The organism is Ruegeria sp. CDSC025 (genome assembly GCF_059610805.1).
This window is the reverse complement of the sequence record NZ_JBXWOJ010000002.1, coordinates 123,565-143,050: the sequence shown is the minus strand read 5'-3', so window position 1 is coordinate 143,050 and position 19,486 is coordinate 123,565. Positions and strand designations below refer to the sequence as shown.

22 protein-coding genes and 1 tRNA gene are annotated in these 19,486 nt (G+C 57.8%); 12 read left to right on the top strand and 11 right to left on the bottom strand.

The annotated features are described in order from the left end of the window. The first annotated feature begins 267 nt into the window (after positions 1-267). Both dksA and AC2FH8_RS03865 read left to right on the top strand, forming a co-directional pair. Positions 268-690, top strand: coding sequence for an RNA polymerase-binding protein DksA (gene dksA / locus AC2FH8_RS03870; RefSeq protein ID WP_271947500.1), 423 nt, complete (start codon positions 268-270; stop codon positions 688-690). A 70-nt stretch (positions 691-760) separates the two neighbouring features. Beyond that, positions 761-1,912, top strand: coding sequence for an FAD-dependent monooxygenase (locus AC2FH8_RS03865; RefSeq protein WP_496688345.1), 1,152 nt, complete (start codon positions 761-763; stop codon positions 1,910-1,912). 4 nt (positions 1,913-1,916) lie between these two features. Here the strand turns inward: AC2FH8_RS03865 and xth are convergent, their stop codons facing one another. Further along, positions 1,917-2,696: an exodeoxyribonuclease III gene (gene xth / locus AC2FH8_RS03860; protein WP_271947496.1), complete on the bottom strand. Its 780-nt coding sequence runs from the start codon at positions 2,694-2,696 to the stop codon at positions 1,917-1,919. A gap of 282 nt (positions 2,697-2,978) precedes the next feature. Next, the gene (locus AC2FH8_RS03855; RefSeq protein ID WP_142633331.1) at positions 2,979-3,302 is read right to left on the bottom strand and encodes a HesB/IscA family protein; all 324 of its coding nucleotides are present in this window, start codon (positions 3,300-3,302) and stop codon (positions 2,979-2,981) included. A 75-nt stretch (positions 3,303-3,377) separates the two neighbouring features. Here AC2FH8_RS03855 and AC2FH8_RS03850 point away from each other — a divergent pair, with 75 nt between their 5' ends. Further along, positions 3,378-4,550, top strand: a complete 1,173-nt coding sequence (locus tag AC2FH8_RS03850) for a deoxyguanosinetriphosphate triphosphohydrolase (RefSeq protein WP_496688343.1) — start codon at positions 3,378-3,380, stop codon at positions 4,548-4,550. On the opposite strand, the gene AC2FH8_RS03845 is transcribed toward AC2FH8_RS03850, so the two are convergent. Further along, positions 4,532-5,083, bottom strand: a complete 552-nt coding sequence (locus AC2FH8_RS03845) for a putative pterin-binding protein (protein WP_271947491.1) — start codon at positions 5,081-5,083, stop codon at positions 4,532-4,534. The genes AC2FH8_RS03850 and AC2FH8_RS03845 overlap by 19 nt on opposite strands. 131 nt (positions 5,084-5,214) lie before the next feature. On the opposite strand from AC2FH8_RS03845, the gene argS reads away from it, so the two are divergent. The 6 genes from argS to AC2FH8_RS03815 all read left to right on the top strand — a co-directional run bounded on the left by argS (position 5,215) and on the right by AC2FH8_RS03815 (position 10,847). After that, positions 5,215-6,960: an arginine--tRNA ligase gene (argS, locus tag AC2FH8_RS03840; protein WP_496688341.1), complete on the top strand. Its 1,746-nt coding sequence runs from the start codon at positions 5,215-5,217 to the stop codon at positions 6,958-6,960. 87 nt (positions 6,961-7,047) lie between these two features. Continuing rightward, positions 7,048-8,112: an SPOR domain-containing protein gene (locus AC2FH8_RS03835; protein WP_281971960.1), complete on the top strand. Its 1,065-nt coding sequence runs from the start codon at positions 7,048-7,050 to the stop codon at positions 8,110-8,112. Further along, a complete protein-coding gene (gene nagZ / locus AC2FH8_RS03830; protein ID WP_281994495.1) occupies positions 8,109-9,116 on the top strand; it encodes a beta-N-acetylhexosaminidase in 1,008 nt (335 codons plus the stop codon). The genes AC2FH8_RS03835 and nagZ overlap by 4 nt, the downstream gene beginning before the upstream one ends. Then, the gene (locus tag AC2FH8_RS03825; RefSeq protein ID WP_142633343.1) at positions 9,106-9,900 is read left to right on the top strand and encodes a segregation and condensation protein A; all 795 of its coding nucleotides are present in this window, start codon (positions 9,106-9,108) and stop codon (positions 9,898-9,900) included. Before nagZ ends, AC2FH8_RS03825 begins: the two co-directional genes overlap by 11 nt. Further along, positions 9,893-10,540, top strand: a complete 648-nt coding sequence (gene scpB / locus AC2FH8_RS03820; protein WP_281994496.1) for an SMC-Scp complex subunit ScpB — start codon at positions 9,893-9,895, stop codon at positions 10,538-10,540. The genes AC2FH8_RS03825 and scpB overlap by 8 nt, the downstream gene beginning before the upstream one ends. Before the next feature lie 64 nt (positions 10,541-10,604). Further along, entirely contained in the window at positions 10,605-10,847 is a 243-nt protein-coding gene (locus tag AC2FH8_RS03815) for a hypothetical protein (RefSeq protein WP_142633348.1), read from the top strand. Here AC2FH8_RS03815 and AC2FH8_RS03810 read toward each other — a convergent pair whose 3' ends face one another. The 8 genes from AC2FH8_RS03810 to AC2FH8_RS03775 form a co-directional block, all read right to left on the bottom strand. Then, positions 10,848-11,927: a 2'-deoxycytidine 5'-triphosphate deaminase gene (locus AC2FH8_RS03810; RefSeq protein WP_496688338.1), complete on the bottom strand. Its 1,080-nt coding sequence runs from the start codon at positions 11,925-11,927 to the stop codon at positions 10,848-10,850. It lies immediately after the preceding gene. Between the two features lie 61 nt (positions 11,928-11,988). Then, positions 11,989-12,065: transfer RNA gene (locus AC2FH8_RS03805), tRNA-Pro, on the bottom strand. 61 nt (positions 12,066-12,126) lie between these two features. Next, on the bottom strand, positions 12,127-12,726 hold the full coding sequence (locus tag AC2FH8_RS03800) for a MerR family transcriptional regulator (protein ID WP_496688336.1): 600 nt from the start codon (positions 12,724-12,726) through the stop codon (positions 12,127-12,129). A gap of 18 nt (positions 12,727-12,744) precedes the next feature. After that, a complete protein-coding gene (gene ihfA / locus AC2FH8_RS03795) occupies positions 12,745-13,047 on the bottom strand; it encodes an integration host factor subunit alpha (RefSeq protein ID WP_037316145.1) in 303 nt (100 codons plus the stop codon). Between the two features lie 96 nt (positions 13,048-13,143). Continuing rightward, the gene (locus AC2FH8_RS03790) at positions 13,144-14,115 is read right to left on the bottom strand and encodes a beta-ketoacyl-ACP synthase III (RefSeq protein ID WP_281994500.1); all 972 of its coding nucleotides are present in this window, start codon (positions 14,113-14,115) and stop codon (positions 13,144-13,146) included. 21 nt (positions 14,116-14,136) lie between these two features. Continuing rightward, on the bottom strand, positions 14,137-15,225 hold the full coding sequence (gene plsX, locus AC2FH8_RS03785) for a phosphate acyltransferase PlsX (protein WP_142633356.1): 1,089 nt from the start codon (positions 15,223-15,225) through the stop codon (positions 14,137-14,139). Positions 15,226-15,247: 22 nt separating this feature from the next. Next, positions 15,248-15,454, bottom strand: a complete 207-nt coding sequence (gene rpmF / locus AC2FH8_RS03780) for a 50S ribosomal protein L32 (protein ID WP_037316137.1) — start codon at positions 15,452-15,454, stop codon at positions 15,248-15,250. A gap of 206 nt (positions 15,455-15,660) precedes the next feature. Continuing rightward, positions 15,661-16,197, bottom strand: a complete 537-nt coding sequence (locus AC2FH8_RS03775; RefSeq protein WP_281994501.1) for a YceD family protein — start codon at positions 16,195-16,197, stop codon at positions 15,661-15,663. Positions 16,198-16,282: 85 nt separating this feature from the next. On the opposite strand from AC2FH8_RS03775, the gene AC2FH8_RS03770 reads away from it, so the two are divergent. From AC2FH8_RS03770 to AC2FH8_RS03760, 3 genes are all read left to right on the top strand, one after another. Further along, complete coding sequence (locus tag AC2FH8_RS03770) at positions 16,283-16,759, top strand: outer membrane protein assembly factor BamE (protein WP_142633360.1); 477 nt, start codon at positions 16,283-16,285, stop codon at positions 16,757-16,759. A 98-nt stretch (positions 16,760-16,857) separates the two neighbouring features. Continuing rightward, positions 16,858-17,592 carry a GNAT family N-acetyltransferase gene (locus AC2FH8_RS03765; protein ID WP_496688333.1) on the top strand — a complete coding sequence of 245 codons (735 nt, stop codon included), beginning with the start codon at positions 16,858-16,860 and terminating at the stop codon, positions 17,590-17,592. Between the two features lie 41 nt (positions 17,593-17,633). Next, positions 17,634-19,442, top strand: a complete 1,809-nt coding sequence (locus tag AC2FH8_RS03760) for an ABC-F family ATP-binding cassette domain-containing protein (RefSeq protein ID WP_496688331.1) — start codon at positions 17,634-17,636, stop codon at positions 19,440-19,442. The last annotated feature ends 44 nt before the right edge of the window (positions 19,443-19,486 follow it).

Sequence of the window (19,486 nt, the reverse complement as noted above, 5' to 3'; positions counted from 1 at the left end):
CTACAATGCTTTTGGTTGATTCGTGCGCTAACCTCCGGTGCCGTCTTTTTGGCGTTGCCCTGAAATGGTCAGTTAATTTTCACAGAAAAACAAGGTTTTGTTGTTTGATTGGACGTATTTAGATCACGCGTAATGGCGCGGCGCCGGGGCGACGTTTGCATAGTGACAATTACTGCGCTGTCAGATAAACGCTCCGCAGAAGGGGATTGCCGCATGTCAGGTAATGAGAGAGTGACCGGCGTTGCAGGCCACACCGAGGGAGCAAAAATGAAGCAGGAAGTTTTTCTGCCTGAAGATTACCGTCCAGCTGAAGACGAACCATTTATGAATGACAGGCAGCTAGAGTATTTTCGTCGCAAGCTGCTGGATTGGAAAAACGAACTAATGGCTGGCAGCCGCGATACGATCGAAGGGCTGCAGGACAACACCCGTAACATTCCGGATGTCGCTGACCGCGCAAGCGAAGAAACCGATCGCGCGCTGGAACTGCGCACCCGCGATCGTCAGCGCAAACTGGTGGCCAAGATCGACTCGGCCCTGCGCCGGATTGATGAAGGCGAGTACGGCTATTGCGAGATGACCGGTGATCCGATTTCGCTGAAACGTTTGGATGCGCGCCCGATCGCGACCATGACGCTTGAGGCACAGGAACGGCATGAGCGTCGCGAAAAGGTCCACCGCGACGATTGATCGCTGGGAAAATCTGATAACATAGACGCCGGGGCCTTTTGCTCCGGCGTTTTTGCGTTAAGCCGGTGACATGAACATCAGCGGATCGAAATTCGGCATAGTCGGAGGTGGCATTGGCGGCCTCGCGGCTGCTTTGACCCTGCGACAGCGCGGCGCCGTGGTGACCGTGTTTGAGCAGGCACCAGAATTGACCGAGGTTGGCGCGGGCCTTCAGATCAGCGCCAACGGGATGGCTGTGCTGCGTGCGCTGAAGGTTGTTGCGGACACGCCCGAGGCTGGGCTTTTGTCCCATGGAACGGCCCTTCGTGATTACCGGGCAGGGCGGCTGGTCTGCAAAATCGTGCCACCCTCTGCCGGGCCTACCTATTATTACCATCGCGCTGACCTGCTTGATCTTCTCTACAAAGCGACGGTTCAAAAAGGGGTAGAGTTTCACCTTGGTGCGCGTGTGGAACGGGTGCGAAAGCACCCGTCCGAGGCCGAAATCATCCTCGATACGGGGGCGAGATTTCGGGTTGATTGTGCAGTCGCGGCGGACGGCGGCCAAAGTGCAATTCGTGCTGACCTGACTGGCAGGGAAACACCGAAATTCACACATCAGGTTGCCTGGCGCGCGACGATTCCATGGGACCGGCGCAACAAGAACCCTTGCGCGGTGCTAACCATGGGGCCGGGACGGCATGTAGTGACGTATCCTTTGCGCGATCAGACCCTGATGAACATCGTGGCAATCGAAGAGAGGTCTGACTGGCAGGAAGAAGGCTGGCGTCTGCGCGGTGATCCAGAAGAGCTGAAGGCGCGATTTGCAGGTTTTGGCGGCTTGGTCAAAGAGATTTTGCAAGAGGTTCAGGACCCGAATATCTGGGCATTGTTCCTGCGCCCTGTTGCTGAATGCTGGCAGAATGGGCGTGTGGCGCTTTTGGGCGACGCAGCTCATCCAACGCTGCCTTTCATGGCCCAAGGTGCTTGCCTTGCACTAGAAGATGCCTGGACTCTGGGGCGGTCTTTCGAAGAACAATCCGGCGTTTCGCAAGCACTGGCCGCCTATGAAGCGACCCGTCGCCAGCGGGCAACTCGGGTGGTCGCTGCCGCTGGAGCCAACGCGCGCAACTTCCATCTACGTGGCCCTATGCGTGTCGGGGCGCAACTGGCGTTGATGGCAGTTGGATCGCGGTTGGGCCGAAAATATGATTGGATCTATGAGTTCGATGCCACGGCTTAGCCGATTACAGATCTAGATCTATCCAAACCGGAACATGATCTGAAGGTTTTTCGTGCCCCCGAATTTCGGAATCGATTTTGCAATCGCGCAAAAGGTCAGCGGCCTGAGGGGTCAGAAGGAAATGATCAATACGAATCCCGTCATTTCGGTTCCACGCACCCGCTTGATAATCCCAGAATGAATAATGTTCCGGACCTTGCGTGCCAGCGCGAAAGGCCTCGGTGAAGCCGAGATTCAGAATTTTCCGAAATGCGGCCCGGCTTTCAGGGCGAAACAATGCATCCTCGCGCCAGGCATCGGGACGCGCTGCGTCTTCGGCCTGGGGAATGATGTTGTAATCACCTGCCATCAGAGCGGGTTCTTCACTGTTCATCAGGTCGCGGGCCCGATGATAGAGTCGCTCCATCCAGGCAAGTTTGTAGTCGTATTTTGGCCCCGGGGTGGGGTTGCCGTTTGGCAGATAGAGCCCGCAGATACGCAGTGCCTGTTTGCCGACGACCGTGGCCTCGATCCAGCGGGCCTGTTCATCCTCATCATCACCGGGCAAACCCCGCGAGACGTCCTCGAGCGGTAGCTTCGACAGAATGGCAACGCCGTTAAAGCTTTTCTGCCCGTGCGTTTCTACGTTGTACCCGCGCGCCTCAAAGATCTCTCTGGGGAAGTTATCGTCGACTGACTTGATCTCTTGCAGCAGCACAACATCGGGCTGGGCATCATCCAGCCAACGCGGCAATGCTTCGGCCCGCGCCTTGATGCCGTTGATGTTGAATGTGGCGATTTTCATGCGCGGCCCTCCGACAGTCCTTGGCAACCTATCGCCCAGAACGGGCCCAACGGCAAGGCGGAGAACAGGTTTGCGAGGCGCTGCCTCGCGCTCCGAGGTATTTTTGGCCAGATGAAGAAACGGACCGTTAACCAGAATCTCCGAAAACCAGCTGGCGGTACAGGCGGAGGCGCCGATGACCGCGCCAGGTGAAGCTCTCCGGTCTAGAAATCGGAGAGCGGATCCCTGCTTCATCTGGCTAGAAATACCTTGGGGGTGTGGGGGTGAAACCCCCACGGGTGATCACATTGAAAACGAAGTGCCGCAGCCGCAGGAGGAGGTGGCGTTTGGGTTTTCGATCACAAAGCGTGCGCCGATCAGTTCTTGTGTGAAATCAATCACCGCATTTTCAAGAAACGGCAGTGAGATTGCGTCGACAATGACCTTCTGCCCCTTACCCTCAAGAACCAAATCGTCGTCTTTGGGTTTGTCCAATGCAATTTCGTACTGAAAGCCCGAACACCCGCCGCCTTCGACAGCGACACGCAGGGCTTGACCCTGATCGGCTGCGCCGATCTCGGCAAGGCGGTCAAAGGCGCGTTCTGTAACTGTCGGGGGCAGATTCATGCCAAACTCCAAAGGTTTATTTCTTAACCACTCTACCATATAGAAAGCCCAAGGACAGGCGACAAGGACAGACCGTTGGACAGAGCATGTTTTGCCTCGAATCCCGACCGCGCAAGAGGGCGGTTGGTGCCAGAGGAAGAAAGCAGTTTCCGGTCATGCTTTCAGCGCGACCGGGACCGGATCATTCATGCCAGCGCCTTTCGGCGGCTCAAGCACAAGACCCAAGTTTTTGTTGAGCACGAAGGGGATAGTTATCGAACGCGGTTGACCCATTCCATCGAGGTCGCGCAGGTGGCGCGGACGATTGCCGGGGCTTTGGGTTTGAATCCAGAACTGACCGAAGCGGTGGCTCTGGCCCATGATCTTGGCCACACGCCGTTCGGACATACTGGCGAGGATGCCTTGCATGAGATCATGCAGCCGTATGGCGGGTTCGATCATAACGCGCAGGCCATTCGGATCGTCACCCGGCTCGAGCGTCATTATGCCGAGTTCGATGGGTGCAACCTTACGTGGGAAACCCTGGAAGGCATTGCAAAACATAACGGACCGGTGGAAGGGGAACTGCCCTGGGCGCTGGCGGAGTGCAATGCGGCGTTTAATCTTGAACTGCACACGCACGCAAGCGCAGAGGCGCAGGTGGCGGCCTTGTCTGACGACATCGCCTATAACAATCATGACCTGTTGGACGGGCTGAGGGCGGAGTTGTTCAGCGACGAGGACATTCAGCGACTGCCGATCGTGGGCGACTGTTATTCGGAGGTGGATCGCAAGTACCCGGGCCTCGACCCCTATCGCCGTCGGCATGAGGCGTTGCGGCGGGTGTTTGGGGTTATGGTGTCGGACGTGATCGACACGTCTCGGGCTCTGATCGCAGGGTCCGGTGCCCAGAGCGTCGAAGAGATCCGGCATCTTGGCTATCCGGTCATTCAGTTCTCAACAGGCCTTTGGGCGCAACTGAAGGAAATTCGCGCTTTCCTGTTTTCGCGGATGTACAGGGCGCCGTCGGTGATGACGGTGCGCGCCGAGGTCAGCAAAGTGGTCGAGGATTTGTTTCCAATCTACCTTGGCGATCCGAAGCAAATGCCCGCGCGCTGGCACGCGGACATTGAAGAGGCTGAGGATGAGACTGCCTTAGCCCGGATCGTATCGGACTATATTGCCGGGATGACCGACAGGTTTGCGCTACAGGATCATGCCAGACTGACTGGCCACCCGATACCGGCGGATCACTCGACCCCGATATAGGCCAAAGCCCAGACTTGTTGGCCCGTCTGATCCTGCGCCGCCTCAGCGTCGTCGGTGGGTGGGAAGACGATCATCGTTGGGCCATACCCTCCGATCCCCATGGGGGCGCCGTCGGCGTGGGTGGCGAGGATAGGCTGATAGGTCGAGATACTATGCCAGGGAATTTCGGCTTGATACCCGTCCATTGCCATCGGTTTGGCCGTCTTACCTTCGGCACCGGCTATGACCATCACATCCGACAAAAGCGGGCCGCTAAAGGTGATGTCGCGCTGGTTGTCCTCGGTGCCGTAGGGAATTGTGATCTCGACCTGATCCAAACTATCCAGCAATGTCGCGTCAAAGCCAGCTGCCCCGTCATGGGTGACCTCCAGATATCCCAGCAAGCCGCCGTCCTCTGCACCGCGTGCGGGCAGGTTGGTTTTCTCAACCGAGCCGCCGAGCGTTATCAGCACATGGCCTTGCGGGGCGGGCATTTCTGCAAAAGCGGGCAGGGCGGTCGACAAGAGCAGGCACAGGGGCAGGGCAAGGCGCATAGGAATCTCCGTTTAGATAGATATGACCGACCTTAGCGGCGGCGGCTCTTATTCCAAGCGCATTCTGGCGCCGTCCATTGACCTTGCTGCACCGCGTGGTAAACCGCCGGGCAAGCAAAAGGACATTCGAAATGAACCTGTTTTCCGAGATCCGCAGCCTCGTGCTGGACGCGCTGGCACAGATGCAGTCCGAAGGCGCGCTGCCCGAAGGGCTGAGCTTTGACAACGTGGCCGTTGAACCGCCGCGCGATGCGGCGCATGGCGACATGGCGACGAATGCGGCTATGGTGCTGGCAAAGCCCACCAAGATGAAACCGCGCGACATTGCCGATGCGCTGGCCGGAAAGCTGGCCGAGGATAACCGGATCACCAGTGCCGAGGTTGCCGGGCCGGGGTTCTTGAACCTGCGGTTGGCGCCATCGGTCTGGCAGAGTGTACTGGCTGCGGTGCTGCAACAGGGCACGGACTATGGCCGCTCGACCATGGGGCATGGGCAGAAGGTCAACGTGGAATACGTCTCGGCCAACCCGACCGGCCCCTTGCATGTGGGTCATACGCGGGGCGCGGTGTTCGGAGATGCGCTGGCAAGCCTGTTGGCCTATTCCGGCCATAACGTGACCCGTGAATACTACATCAATGATGGCGGCGCGCAGGTGGATGTTCTGGCACGCTCGGCTTACGAACGGTATCGCGAGGCAAACGGGCTGAGCCCCGAGATTGCCGAAGGCCTGTATCCTGGCGACTATCTGATCCCGATTGGTGAGGCGCTGAAAGAGAAATACGGTGACAGCCTGATCGACAAACCGGAAAGCGACTGGCTGGAAGAACTGCGCGAGTTTTCGACAGACGCGATGATGGACCTGATCCGCGCCGACCTGAAGGCGCTGGGTGTTGAGATGGATGTGTTCTTCTCGGAAAAGTCGCTCTATGGCACGGGTCGGATTGAAGCTGCGTTGCAATCCCTGACCGACAAGGGCCTGATCTATGAGGGCGTGCTGGAGCCGCCCAAGGGCAAAAAGCCCGAAGATTGGGAACCACGTGAGCAGACCCTGTTCAAATCGACCGAGCATGGCGACGACGTGGATCGCCCGGTCAAGAAATCGGACGGGAGCTGGACCTATTTTGCCCCGGATATCGCCTATCACTATGACAAAGTGACCCGTGGGTTTGACGCGTTGATCGATGTGTTCGGCGCTGACCACGGTGGCTATGTCAAACGGATGAAGGCCGCAGTATCGGCTCTGTCCGATGGCAAGGTACCGCTGGATATCAAGCTAACCCAGTTGGTGAAACTGTGGAAGAACGGCGAGCCGTTCAAGATGTCCAAGCGGGCAGGGAACTTCGTCACATTGCGTGATGTGGTCGATCAGGTTGGCCCGGATGTGACCCGCTTCGTGATGCTGACCCGCAAGAATGACGCTGCCCTGGATTTTGACTTTGACAAGGTGTTGGAACAAAGCCGCGAGAACCCCGTTTTCTACGTCCAATATGCCCATGCCCGCGTGATGAGTGTTCTGCGCCGTGCAGCTGAGGCCGGGATCGACGCGCAGGACCCAACGCTGAAAAGCGCCGATCTAGGCAAGATCGACCATGCCTCTGAGCTGGCTGTTGCCAAGAAGCTGGCCGAATGGCCGCGTCTGGTTGAGATCGCCGCGCGCACCAATGAGCCGCACCGGGTTGCCTTCTATCTGTATGAACTTGCAGGGGATTTCCACGCGCTTTGGAACAAGGGCAACGATGAGACCCAGCTGCGGTTTATTCAGGATGGCGATGTTGCCACAAGCCAGTCAAAAATCGCACTGGCCCGGTCCGTTTCTGTTGTGATTTCAGCAGGCTTGGGTATTCTTGGCGTTACCCCGGCGCAGGAGATGCGGTGAACAACACCGTCCGAACCGCCGGTACGAGGTAGGCAAGAAATGACCCGCGCGCCTTATTTTCGGCGCTAAACGGGCGGTGAGGCGGACATGGCAAGTTACGATTACCCGGGGCAAATGCGCCCCGAGCAGATGCATTATACGAATCAAGCTCATCCTCAGGATGGGTATGACCTCCCTAATGACTTGCACGGATATGACGAAACGCCCCATCCCGCGGGTTTGGGTCGTATTGTTAGTGCTCTAGGTGCCGTTGCATCATTGGCGCTGGTCGCTGGCATCGGTGTTTGGGGTTACAATTTGGTAATGCGCGATGTGAGTGGCGTGCCGGTTGTTCGGGCCTTAGATGGACCAATGCGTATTCAGCCGGATAGCCCGGGTGGCACCCCTGCGGATCATCAGGGTTTGGCCGTGAACACGGTTGCGGCAGTGGGCACAGCAGCGCCGCCTGCTGATCGGCTGATCCTTGCACCGCGCCCGGTTTCCCTGACAGATGAAGATACTCCGGTGGCACCGTTGCAACCGACACCTGCCGTACATGTGGTCCAGGAAAACGTCTCTGACCGGACGGCCACACAGATGCGCCAGGGCGCGGTTGATGCACTGGTTGCTGAACTGGCGGGAGAGGCGGAAAATTCCGATCAGGTTGGCGAGCAAAGTTTTCAGTTGGCCTCTTTGACCATCCCCGAGGAAGAGCCTGCTATTGATCCGGCTGATCTGGCTGCATCGCAACCGGACCCAGAACTGGCGGCTTTGCCTGGTGTGCGCCGGTCGCTGCGCCCGGTCCTGCGCCCCGCTGGCGGTGTGCGCAGCGCAATTACGTCAAACAGCACTACCGAAGACGCGATCAACGCGGCGGTCAAAGCTGCGGTCGGCTTGGATGTAGATCCTGAAACTCTGACCAAGGGCACCCGTATGGCCCAGCTTGGCGCCTATGAAAATTCGGACGTCGCGCGCTCGGAATGGGATCGCATGAATGGACGATTCGGGGATTATATGGATGGAAAACAGCGTGTTATACAGAAAACCTCAAGCGGTGGGCGGACTTTCTATCGTCTTCGGGTTCTGGGGTTTGACGATCTGAGCGACTCGCGCCAATTCTGTGCCGCTTTGCAGGCCGAAGGCGCTGATTGCATTCCGGTTGCCGCGCGGTGAATTTCGGCGCAGTCATTACCGACGCTGAAGGTCTGCGCCTGACGCCTGATGAGAAAAAACTGTTCCGAGAGATGAACCCATTCGGGTTCATTCTGTTTGCCCGTAATATCGAGTCTGCGGATCAGGTGCGCGCCCTATGCGACGATTTCCGCGAGGCTGTGGGGCGAAACTGCCCGATCACTGTTGATCAAGAGGGTGGACGCGTGCAACGACTGCGCACACCGCTGGCACGGGAATGGATGCCGCCGCTGGATCACGTGGCCCAGAGCGGAGAGCAGGCCGAACGTGCCATGTATCTGCGCTATCGTCTGATTGCGAATGAACTGTTCGAGCTTGGGATCGACAGCAACTGCGCCCCCATGGTGGATCTGGCCCGGAACGAGACGCATCCGTTCCTTAGAAACCGCTGCTATGGGTCTGATCCCAAAATGGTTTCCCGGATCGGTCGTGCGGTTGCCGAGGGGCATTTGGATGGCGGTGTATTGCCGGTGCTCAAACACATGCCGGGTCATGGTTTGTCCACGCTGGACAGCCATCATGACCTTCCCCATGTCGATCTGACGCAAGAGGACCTGACCGAGGCCGATTTCGGCCCGTTTCGGGATTTGAACGATCTGCCGATGGGGATGACGGCGCATCTGGTCTATGACCGGATTGACCCTCAACCTGCTACGATTTCTCGGACCATGATCAGCCTGATCCGCAAAACGATCGGGTTTGGCGGGCTGATCATGACGGATGATATCTCGATGAAGGCCCTCAGCGGAAATCCAGAAGAGATTGCCAATCAGGCGCTAGCTGCAGGGTGCGATGTGGTTTTGTACTGCAACGGCTCTTTTGATGCCCGTGCTAGGGTGCTGAGCACCGCCGAAAAGATGTCCGAACAGGCACAGAAACGCGCTGAACGGGCGTTGGCGATGCGCAAAGCCCCGCAGGAACTTGACATCCAAGCCGCCGAAGCCGAACTTTCTCGCCTAATGGGCGGGCAGGTGTATGTCGGATAATCTTTTTAGCGAAGACCCCGTCTCGGTCGCGGATCGCCTTGCGGCAGAGGCATTGATCGTAGACGTCGACGGGTTTGAAGGTCCGCTCGATGTGCTGCTGATGCTGTCCCGCACGCAAAAGGTTGATCTGCGCAAAATATCGGTTCTGGCGCTGGCGCAGCAATACTTGTCCTTTGTTGAAAAGGCACGGGCGCTGCGGATCGAACTGGCCGCCGACTATCTGGTGATGGCGGCATGGCTGGCCTTTCTGAAATCGCGCTTGCTGCTGCCTCCGGATCCGAATGACGAAGGCCCCTCGGGCGAAGAACTGGCTGCGCATCTGGCATTTCAGCTCGAGCGGCTTCAGGCCATGCGCGATGCTGCCGCCCGATTGATGGGGCGCGATCAGCTGGGGCGTGATTTCTTCAAACGCGGGCAGGGCGAGGATGTCACGCGCATCCGTACCGTGACCTATTCCGCCACGCTGCTGGACCTAATGCAGGGCTATGCCCGCATTCGCACCCGTGATGAATTCCGCCCCTTTGTCATGGACCGTGACGCGGTATTCACGATGGAACAAGCGCTGGAACGCATGCGTCCGCTGATTGGCTTTGCCGGGGCCTGGACGGATATGGAGACCTATCTGCCCGAAGGCTGGGATGCCGACCCGGTGCGCAGGCGGTCCGCGACGGCGGCTACTTTTGCGGCCTCACTTGAGTTGGTGAAAGAAGGACATATGGAAATACAGCAGAGCGAAACTTTTGCTCCGATACAACTACGCAAGAGGACCCAATCCCGTGACTGACGCGCCTCAGGAAGAAGGTACCGGCACCCTGTTCGAAGCTCCGCCTATGGCCGAACAGGAACGCATGGTTGAGGCCGTGTTATTCGCCAGTGCCGAGCCGGTGACGATTGCCGATCTTGAAGTGCGGATGCCCCATGGCAGCGACGCGTCACAGGCGGTGGAAATGCTTAAGAAACGCTATGAAGGGCGTGGTGTTCGTGTGGTTCAGGTTGGTGAATCCTGGGCCATTCGCACTGCCCCAGACTTGGGTTTTCTGATGCAAAAAGAAACGGTTGAAACCCGCAAACTCAGCCGGGCCGCGATCGAAACGCTGGCGATCGTGGCATATCACCAACCCTGTACACGTGCCGAGATCGAAGAAATTCGCGGCGTATCGGTCTCGCGCGGGACCATCGACCAACTTTTGGAGATGGAGTGGATCAGACTGGGTCGTCGTCGCATGACGCCGGGCCGTCCGGTGACTTTCGTGGTGACTCCGCAGTTTCTGGATCACTTTGGGCTGGAGAACGCCAGGGATTTGCCGGGGTTGAAAGAATTGCGCGCTGCCGGTTTGCTGGAGAACAGACCGCCTCCGGGAACGATCCCACTGGGAGAGGGGCAGGAAGACGAAGATCAAACCGAACTGTTCGAGGAAGAGTGATCACGCGGCCCTTTTGTTGCCGCACAAATCGACTATTTAGAAGCCTGGAAATCGGAGTAGAGCAATGAATGCCAATCGTATCATTGACATGATTGTGCGACAGGTCATGCGGCGGCTTGTCACCAAAGGGGTGGACAAGGGGTTCGACATGGCCAGCCGCGTGGGCCAGAAGTCGGGGCAAGAGCAGCCGCCGCACGAGAGCTCAGGTGCCTCTGATCAGCTGCAGGCGGACGGAAACCGCCAGCGTCAAAACATGCGTCAAGCCCAGCGAGTGGCCAATCAGATGCGCCGGTTTATCCGGTTCTGATCAGGTTACCGCTTTGAAGTGCTTGGACAGTTTCAATCCTTGTCCCTGATAGTTCGAGGCGATGCCTGCACCATAAAGCTGCGTGGGCATTTCTGACATCCGCTCGTACACCAGCCGCCCGACGACTTGGCCGTGCTCCAACACAAATGGGGCCTCGTGACAGCGGACTTCCAACACTCCGCGTGATCCTTCGCCACCTGCGGCGGCATGGCCAAAACCGGGATCGAAGAAACCGGCATAATGCACCCGGAATTCCCCGACCATCGCCAGATAAGGGGCCATTTCAGCCGCATACATCGGCGGGATATGCACCGCCTCGCGGCTGACCAGAATGTAAAACGCACCGGGGTCGAGGATGATGCGCCCATCGGTGGTACGCACCTCTTCCCAATATTCCTGCGGGTCGTATTCGCCGATCCGGTCCAGATCAATGACACCGGTATGAGGTTTGGCGCGGTAGCCCACCAAATCGGTGTCGGGCAGCCGCAGGTCCACCGAGAACCCGAGCCCGTCTTGAATGACAGCGGGGCCATCGACCAGCGGGGATTCGGCGTGCAGGGCGCTTAGATCGGTATCGCTCAGCACGGCCTGTCCCTGCCGGAACCTGATTTGGTTCAGCCGCATTCCCGGACGCACCAGAACCGAGAATGAGCGGGGGCAGATCTCGGCATACAAGGGGCCGGTATAGCCTGCAGGCACCCGGTCAAACTCGGTCCCGCCATCGGTGATCGTGCGCGTCAGAAGGTCCAGCCGCCCAGTCGAGCTTTTTGCATTGGCGGCCGCGCTCAGCCCCTGGGGCAGGGCCAGCGATTCCATCAACGGCACTAGATAGACACAGCCCTTTTCCAGCACAGCACCTTCAGAGATATCGATGCGGTGCATCTCAAATTCCGACAAACGTTCGGCTACGGTGCGACCTTCGCCTGCCAGAAACGAGGCACGTACCCGGTAAGCAACTGTACCTAAACGCAAATCAAGGCTGGCGGGTTGAATCTGGGCGGGGATGACCTCTGGGCTTGCGGTAATCTCACCGCGCGCGATCATCGCCTCTATCTGCTGGTTCGGGCATACGCCGGTCATTCCGATCCCCCCTGATGCCAGAGCGGGATCTGGCCTGTGTGCCATAAACGTCGGTGTGATTTGGTCGGGCTAGCAGGACTCGAACCTGCGACCTTCCGTCCCCCAGACGGACGCGCTACCAGGCTGCGCCATAGCCCGACGTTGAGGTGTTCATAAAGACTTTCCCGGCGGGGGCAAGAGGAAATCATCGCCTTTTTTCTTATCCCGCCGATCGGTTTTCTATTCGGTTCAACACGCTGCGCAGCTCTTGCGCGATGGGTGCTATCTGGCTGAGCAACTGGTCATCGAATGCGTCTCGGGTCCAGGCCAGTGTCGCGATCCCACCCAACAAGGGCGAGGCGTCGGGATAAGACGGCTGGGCTTGGGCCGCAGGCTCAGCTTTTGGCGGAGCGGGGGCAGGGGTCGGTTCGGGTTTTTGCGCGTCGCCAAGATCTAGATGTATCTGCTCATGCGGGGGGGCTGGCTTGGCCGTGAATGGCACAACGACATTTGCATCGGGTGCGGGTTCAAGATGTGCCATTTCATCCAGGCCCTGGGACACTGAAGAAACATGCGCCACGCCCTGTTCACGCAAAATGCGCTGTACGCCTTTGATGGTGATCCCATCTTCATGCAAAAGCTTCTTGATGCCGCCCAGCAGGCGCATATCGTTGGGGCGATAATATCGGCGCCCACCGGCCCGTTTTACCGGTTTCACCTGATTGAAGCGGCTTTCCCAGAATCGCAGAACATGCGGCTGCACACCCAACCAGTCCGCAACTTCACTGATGGTGCGAAAGGCGTCTGGGGACTTGCTCATATTCGTGCCGTCCTGATCTTATTTGCGGTTCCCTGCGGCGACGCGATCTTTCATCAGATGCGACGGGCGGAAGGTGAGAACACGGCGAGGCTGAATTGGAACTTCTTCGCCTGTCTTGGGATTGCGGCCGATACGAGCTGTCTTGTCCCGAACACTGAACGTTCCAAAAGATGAGATCTTCACCTGTTCACCGCGCACCAATGCGTCGGACATATGGTTCAGAACGCTCTCGACCAGTTGCGCGCTTTCATTGCGTGAAAGGCCAACTTCACGAAATACGGCCTCGCTCAGATCCATTCGGGTCAGTGTTTTGTCGCTCATGCCAATTCCCCTGTTGCTATCAGAGCATAGGGTCAGGGCAAATTCGCTGTCAATATCAATGAATTGCGGGCGAGTGTGTAAGCTGAATTGCGCTTGTTACCACCGCAAGAGGACTGAGCCCCAGGCCAATCCACCTCCGATTGCCTCTGTGACCAGCAGATCACCCTGTTTGAACTGCCCACGCTGTTTCGCAACAGACATTGCCAGGGGAATAGATGCGGCCGAGGTATTTCCGTGGTCCTGCAGGGTAACGACAACGTGTTCCATAGGAACGCCCAATTTCTTGGCTGTGCCCTGAATGATTCTAATGTTTGCCTGATGCGGTACGATCCAATCCACATCTTCATGGCTTAGCCCAGCCTTCTCGAGGCAGGTTTCTGCGGTAGAGGTCAGACGTTCAACTGCCTGCCGAAACAGCTGGTTTCCTTTCATCCGCAGATAGCCTGTGGACTGGGTCGAGACGCCTCCATCCACATAGAGCAGGTCCTTATAGCGCCCGTCCGAGTTCAGGTCGGTTGCCAGAATGCCCCGATCGTCCGAGGTTCCTGCGCCCTCATGCTGTTCAAGGATTATCGCTCCGGCGCCGTCGCCGAACAACACGCAGGTCGACCGGTCGGTCCAGTCCATGATACGAGAGAACGTCTCGGCGCCGATGACCAGCACGCGTTTGGCCTGGCCTGACACGATCAGCGCATTGGCATTGGTCATGGCATAGACGAATCCGGCGCAAACCGCCTGTACGTCAAAGGCGAAGCCTTTGGTCATGCCAAGCTGCGATTGAACCATTGTTGCGGCAGAGGGAAACGTCAGGTCAGCGGTCGATGTTGCAAGAATAATCGCATCAATATCATCTGCCTCCAGACCCGCATCGACCAGTGCGGCACTGGCAGCCTTTGTAGCCATAATCGAAGTGGTTTCGTCTTCCGCTGCAAAATGCCGGCGTTCGATCCCGGAACGTGTCCGTATCCACTCATCAGACGTATCGAGCGTTTCTTCGAACTCGGAATTCGGGACGATGCGCTCTGGCAAATAGTGCCCGACACCAACTATAATTGAACGGCCTGCCATGCTGGGGTACTGCCTTTTTTGTTATTCACCGGCCTTCGACGGCGTGTCTGCGGCATCTTGTGCAAGCTCGGCTGTCGATGCAACCCGTGCTGCCAATTTTTCGGCGAAGCCGGACTCGGCCAGGGTAAAGGCCAGCTTTACAGCGGCTGACACGCCGGTCGAGTCTGCACCACCATGTGATTTGACGACGGTTCCGTTCAGGCCAAGGAAAACCCCACCATTCACGCGCCGAGGATCAATTCGTTTCTTCAACCGCTGCAAAGATGTGATTGCAAGGATCGAGGCCAGTCGTGAGAGCGGAGAATATTTGAACGCCTCGCGCAGAAGATCTCCGATCAGGCTGGCTGTGCCTTCTCCGGTCTTGATGGCGACGTTGCCTGTAAACCCGTCTGTTATAATGACATCGGCTTTGTCTCCCGGGATGTCGCTGCCTTCGACAAAACCCACAAAGTCAAAGCTGGCCTGATCCGCAAAATCCGAGATCATGCCATGCGCTTCTTTTAGCTCGGCGCGCCCTTTATGTTCCTCGGTGCCCACATTCAAAAGGCCGATCCGGGGACGTTCCAACGCCATGCCGTTTCGGGCATAAGAGGCACCCATCAAAGCATATTGCAGCAGGTCCTTGGCGTCCGCGCGCACATCGGCGCCTACGTCCAGCATTACATTGAAGCCCTGCGGATTGCGCGAGGGCCACAAAATAGCGATTGCCGGGCGGTTTACCCCCGGCAGCTTACGTAGACGCATCATCGACAGGGCCATCAATGCGCCGGTGTTGCCACAGGAGACCGCGCCATGGGCTTCACCCTGACGTACCGACTCCAGTGTGGACCACATCGAAGTTTGCTTACCGTGCCGGACGACCTGGCTGGGCTTGTCCTCCATCGTGACCACATCGGGACAATCACGAAAAACGACGCGCCCGTTCAGGACACGCCGTTTTGCGACAAGTTTGCGCAACATGGCCTCAGGCCCGTGCAAGATGAACGCGATATCGGGGTTCTTATCCGCCGATTTGGCGATCCCCGCCACAACAGCAGCGGGCCCCGAATCTCCGCCCATTGCGTCAACCGAGATGGTAATCCGTCCGGCGTGCGTGGGCTGTTCTGTCATGCTTGGCCTGCGCTTTTAGGGCTTAGGCCGCGTCTTCGTCCAGGTCGATTTCGTCGGCCTGAGCGACGACTTCGCGGTCATCATAGTGGCCGCAGGACGCGCAGACGTGGTGCGGGCGCTTCAGCTCACCACAGTTGGCGCATTCGTTCGGGTTTGCAGCAACCAGAGCGTCGTGCGCGCGGCGGTTGTTGCGACGCGACTTGGAAACTTTGTTCTGTTGGACAGCCATGGTCTCAACCTTTGTCTACTAAGGGCCGGCAGATTCGCTGCGGGCCAGGTTTCATTCTTCGTTTTTCTCGTGGTTTGACGCGCGTTTAGGGGACGGGCCCCGCGATGTCCAACCCAAATTCCGATGAGCGCGCGAAAATACTGCGATTCTCAGCATGTTCAAGCGATTTTTCTGAGCGCCTGCTATGACAGGATTTCAGGCCCGTGTCACTCGTCTTTTTTCAGTGCATCGCGCAGCCCGGCCAAGCCCGCAAAGGGTTTGACATCTTCATCCGTTATTGCCTGTTTGCCGGGTTCGGTAAAGCCCGCCTGTTCCAATTCGGCACCTTCTTTCCGGGGATACTGGGGCAGGGCAAGTGCCAGCGCTTCGGACATGACCTCGGTCAGAACGATTTCGGTCCCTAGCGGCTCAGATTCGTCACCTTCCGGGATTTCGAACTCTTCCTCGTCAGGGTTTGTCCAATCTGACAGAAACATCCGGGTCACCGGAATGTCGATCCGCGTGGTAACCGGTGTCAGCGTCACGACACAGGGTTGAATCACGGTTGCCCCCAGTTTTCCTGAAAGCGCCCAATCACGCTTTCCATGCGCACGCACCTCGCCGACAAAACTCAGCTTACGTAGCCCAAGCAGGCTCAACTCGTTCTTTAAGACATCCAACTCCTGTGCGTCAGGGCGAATTTCAAAGGGCGTCGGTGCGTTCTGAGGCAGGTCGGCGACCCTTAAAGATGTCTGGTTGCTCATACGTGGCCCTTTCGTGTGTTGAACCGGGGTGGCGGTTTGATGTAATCGGATAGGGGCCGCACGGTCCCAAGGCAAGAGGGTGTGAATGTTGAAAGTTATGAGCAGGTTGAAACCAGCGTCCAGAACGCTCGTATTTGCGGCCTGTCTGACCGCTGCTGGTGCGTGTGCTCCGGTCTTCAAGAAACACGGATATGTCCCCACAGCCGAGGACCTGGCCGAAATTCAGGTGGGTGTAGATACACGTGAAAGCGTACTCGAATCCGTTGGCGCGCCCAGTACTTCAGGCGTCGTTCGCGATTCCGGCTTTTATTATGTGACATCACGCGTTCGTCATTATGGTCCGAAACGACCGAAAATCGTCTCGCGCGAGCTTGTGGCGATCAGCTTCGATGACCGAGGTGTCGTGCGCAATATTGAACGCTTTGGCCTTGAGGATGGAAACGTTGTGACGCTGGATCGTCGTATTACCGAATCCTCAGTTCAGAACCGTGGGTTCTTGCGGCAGCTGCTTGGCAATATCGGCAACTTCAACCCGGCAAACATTCCTGGCGCGACCAACTAATTCATAGTCACGTCTTGTCAACTTCACAGGGCGGTCACAAATCCTGTGTTATTGACCCTGCAAGACGAAACAGGTCAGCAACCCAGGAGGATGCGACCATGGCACTATTGCTCGGCAAGGGCCGGTACCGTGCGCGTCAGGCGCAAACACCGCAGGATGTTGCGGCGGCACAGTGTCTTCGAACACTGGCTTTCGGGACTGATCAGGTGGATCAGGATGAGTTCGACAGCCGTTGTACGCATATTCTGGTCGAGGATATGCGTGCCAACGGTAAACTCGTGTGCTGCTTTCGCTTGTTGATGATGGAGCGCGGGGCCGAGATTGGCCAAAGCTATTCCGCCCAGTTCTATGACCTCTCGGCACTTGAAGGGTTTAAGGGGCGTATGGTCGAGATGGGGCGCTTTTGCGTGCATCCTGGTCGAAACGACCCAGACATTCTGCGTGTTGCCTGGGGGGCGATGACTGCATTTGTCGATCAGAATAATGTTGAGATGCTGTTTGGCTGCTCTTCGTTTGCGGGTACAGAAACGGCGGAATATCTTGATGCTTTTGCGATGTTGAAACATCGCCATCTGGCCCCGAAACGCTGGTTGCCACGGGTCAAGGCCCCAGATGTTTTCCGGTTCGCCGCGAGATTGCGTCGGCGCCCGGATGCCAAAAAAGCCATGATGCGCATGCCCCCTTTGCTGCGTACTTACTTGATGATGGGCGGCTGGGTCAGTGACCACGCAGTCGTTGACCGTCACATGAACACTTTGCATGTCTTTACCGGCCTCGAAATCTGCGCCATTCCGCCCGCACGTAAACGTTTGCTGCGGGCCGTTGCCGGGTAATCGCCGTTGACGGCTCGACGCTGCGGGGTTAGCTGGCGGGCATGGCAAGAATCCCTTTATTGCAGATGTCCGGCATTTCCCTGACTTTCGGGGGCGATCCGGTTTTTTCAGACCTTGATCTGGTGGTTCAACCAGGCGACCGCGTCGCTCTGGTTGGGCGGAACGGATCCGGCAAGTCAACTTTGATGAAGGTGATGGCCGGTTTGGTGGAAGCGGACAAGGGCGAGATTGTAATTCCCCCGGGTAAGTCAGTCGGTTACATGGAGCAAGACCCCGGAATGGAAGGGTTTGCTACGCTCGGCGACTATGCCTCCAGCGGGTTAGAGCCGGGTGAACTTTACAAAGTCGAACGCGCAGGCGAAGGGCTGAAATTCGACCCGGCGCGCGCTGTTGAGACGGCCTCGGGCGGTGAACGCCGCCGTGCCGCGCTGGCCAAGCTGATGGGCGAAGCCCCGGATTTGATGCTGCTGGACGAGCCGACCAACCATCTTGACATCGAAGCCATCGCCTGGCTCGAGCGTGAGCTGGGATCGACACGGACGGCCTATGTGCTGATCTCACACGACCGTGCCTTTCTGCGCGCCTTGACCCGCGCGACGCTATGGATCGATCGTGGGGCGGTCCGACGGCAGGAGCAGGGGTTTACGGCATTCGAGGCTTGGCGCGACAAGATCTGGGAGGAAGAGGACCAGCAACGTCATAAGCTGAACCGTCTGATCAAGTCCGAGGCGCGATGGGCCGTCGAGGGCATCAGCGCCCGTCGCAAGCGCAACCAGGGTCGGGTCCGCGCCTTGCAGGACCTTCGATCTGAAAAAGCCGCACAGATAAAACGTCAGGGTTCGGCCGCGATGACCCTTGAGTCTGGACCAAAATCAGGGCGAAAAGTGTTTGAAGCCAAAGGCCTATCCAAGTCTTTTGGTGATCATCAGATCGTGCGCAACTTTGACCTGTTGGTACAGCGGGGCGACCGCGTGGCCTTTGTTGGCCCAAACGGCGTCGGCAAGACAACATTGCTGAAAATGCTGTTAGGACAAGAGAACCCGGATGAGGGGTCGGTCACGCTGGGCACCAATCTTGAGATTGCGGTTTTCGACCAGACCCGCGCGCAGCTGGACCCCGAAATGAGCCTTTGGGACAGCCTGACCGGTGACCCCGAGATGCGTGTTTCCGGCAAGGCGGATCAGGTGATGGTCGGCGGCCAACCCAAGCATGTGGTCGGCTACCTCAAGGAGTTTCTGTTTGACGAGGGGCAGGCCAGAGCAGCCGTTAAGTCACTGTCCGGTGGGGAAAAAGCTCGTTTGCTGCTGGCAAAGCTGATGGCCAAACAGTCGAACCTGCTGGTATTGGACGAACCGACCAACGATCTGGATGTGGAAACACTGGATCTGTTGCAGGAACTGCTGGACGATTATGACGGCACCGTTTTGCTGGTCAGTCACGACCGGGATTTCTTGGACCGTGTGGCCGCAACGACCATCGCGATGGAGGGTAACGGCCGTGCAACCGTCTATGCCGGGGGGTGGTCGGACTACCTCGCTCAGCGCGGCGAGGTGGTTGATAAGAAAGAAGTAAAAACAAAAGCTTCCAAGCCAAAGGTAAAGCAAGAGGCGCATCCGAAACTGGGGCTATCATTTTCAGAGAAACACCGTCTTGAGAAATTGCCTGCCGAGATTGAGCGGCTTGAGGCGGAAATCGGAAAGCTTGAAGAGCTGATGTCCGATCCCGAGCTTTTCAGCCGTGAACCTGTTAAATTTCAGAAAGCGACCGAGGCTTTGGTCGAGCGGCAGGAAAAGCTGGCCGCAGCCGAGGAAGAGTGGCTGATCCTCGAGGAAAAGGCCGAGGGCGCCTAGATCAGCTTTCGGGCTGTGGCCGGCTATCCGACCACAGTTCATTT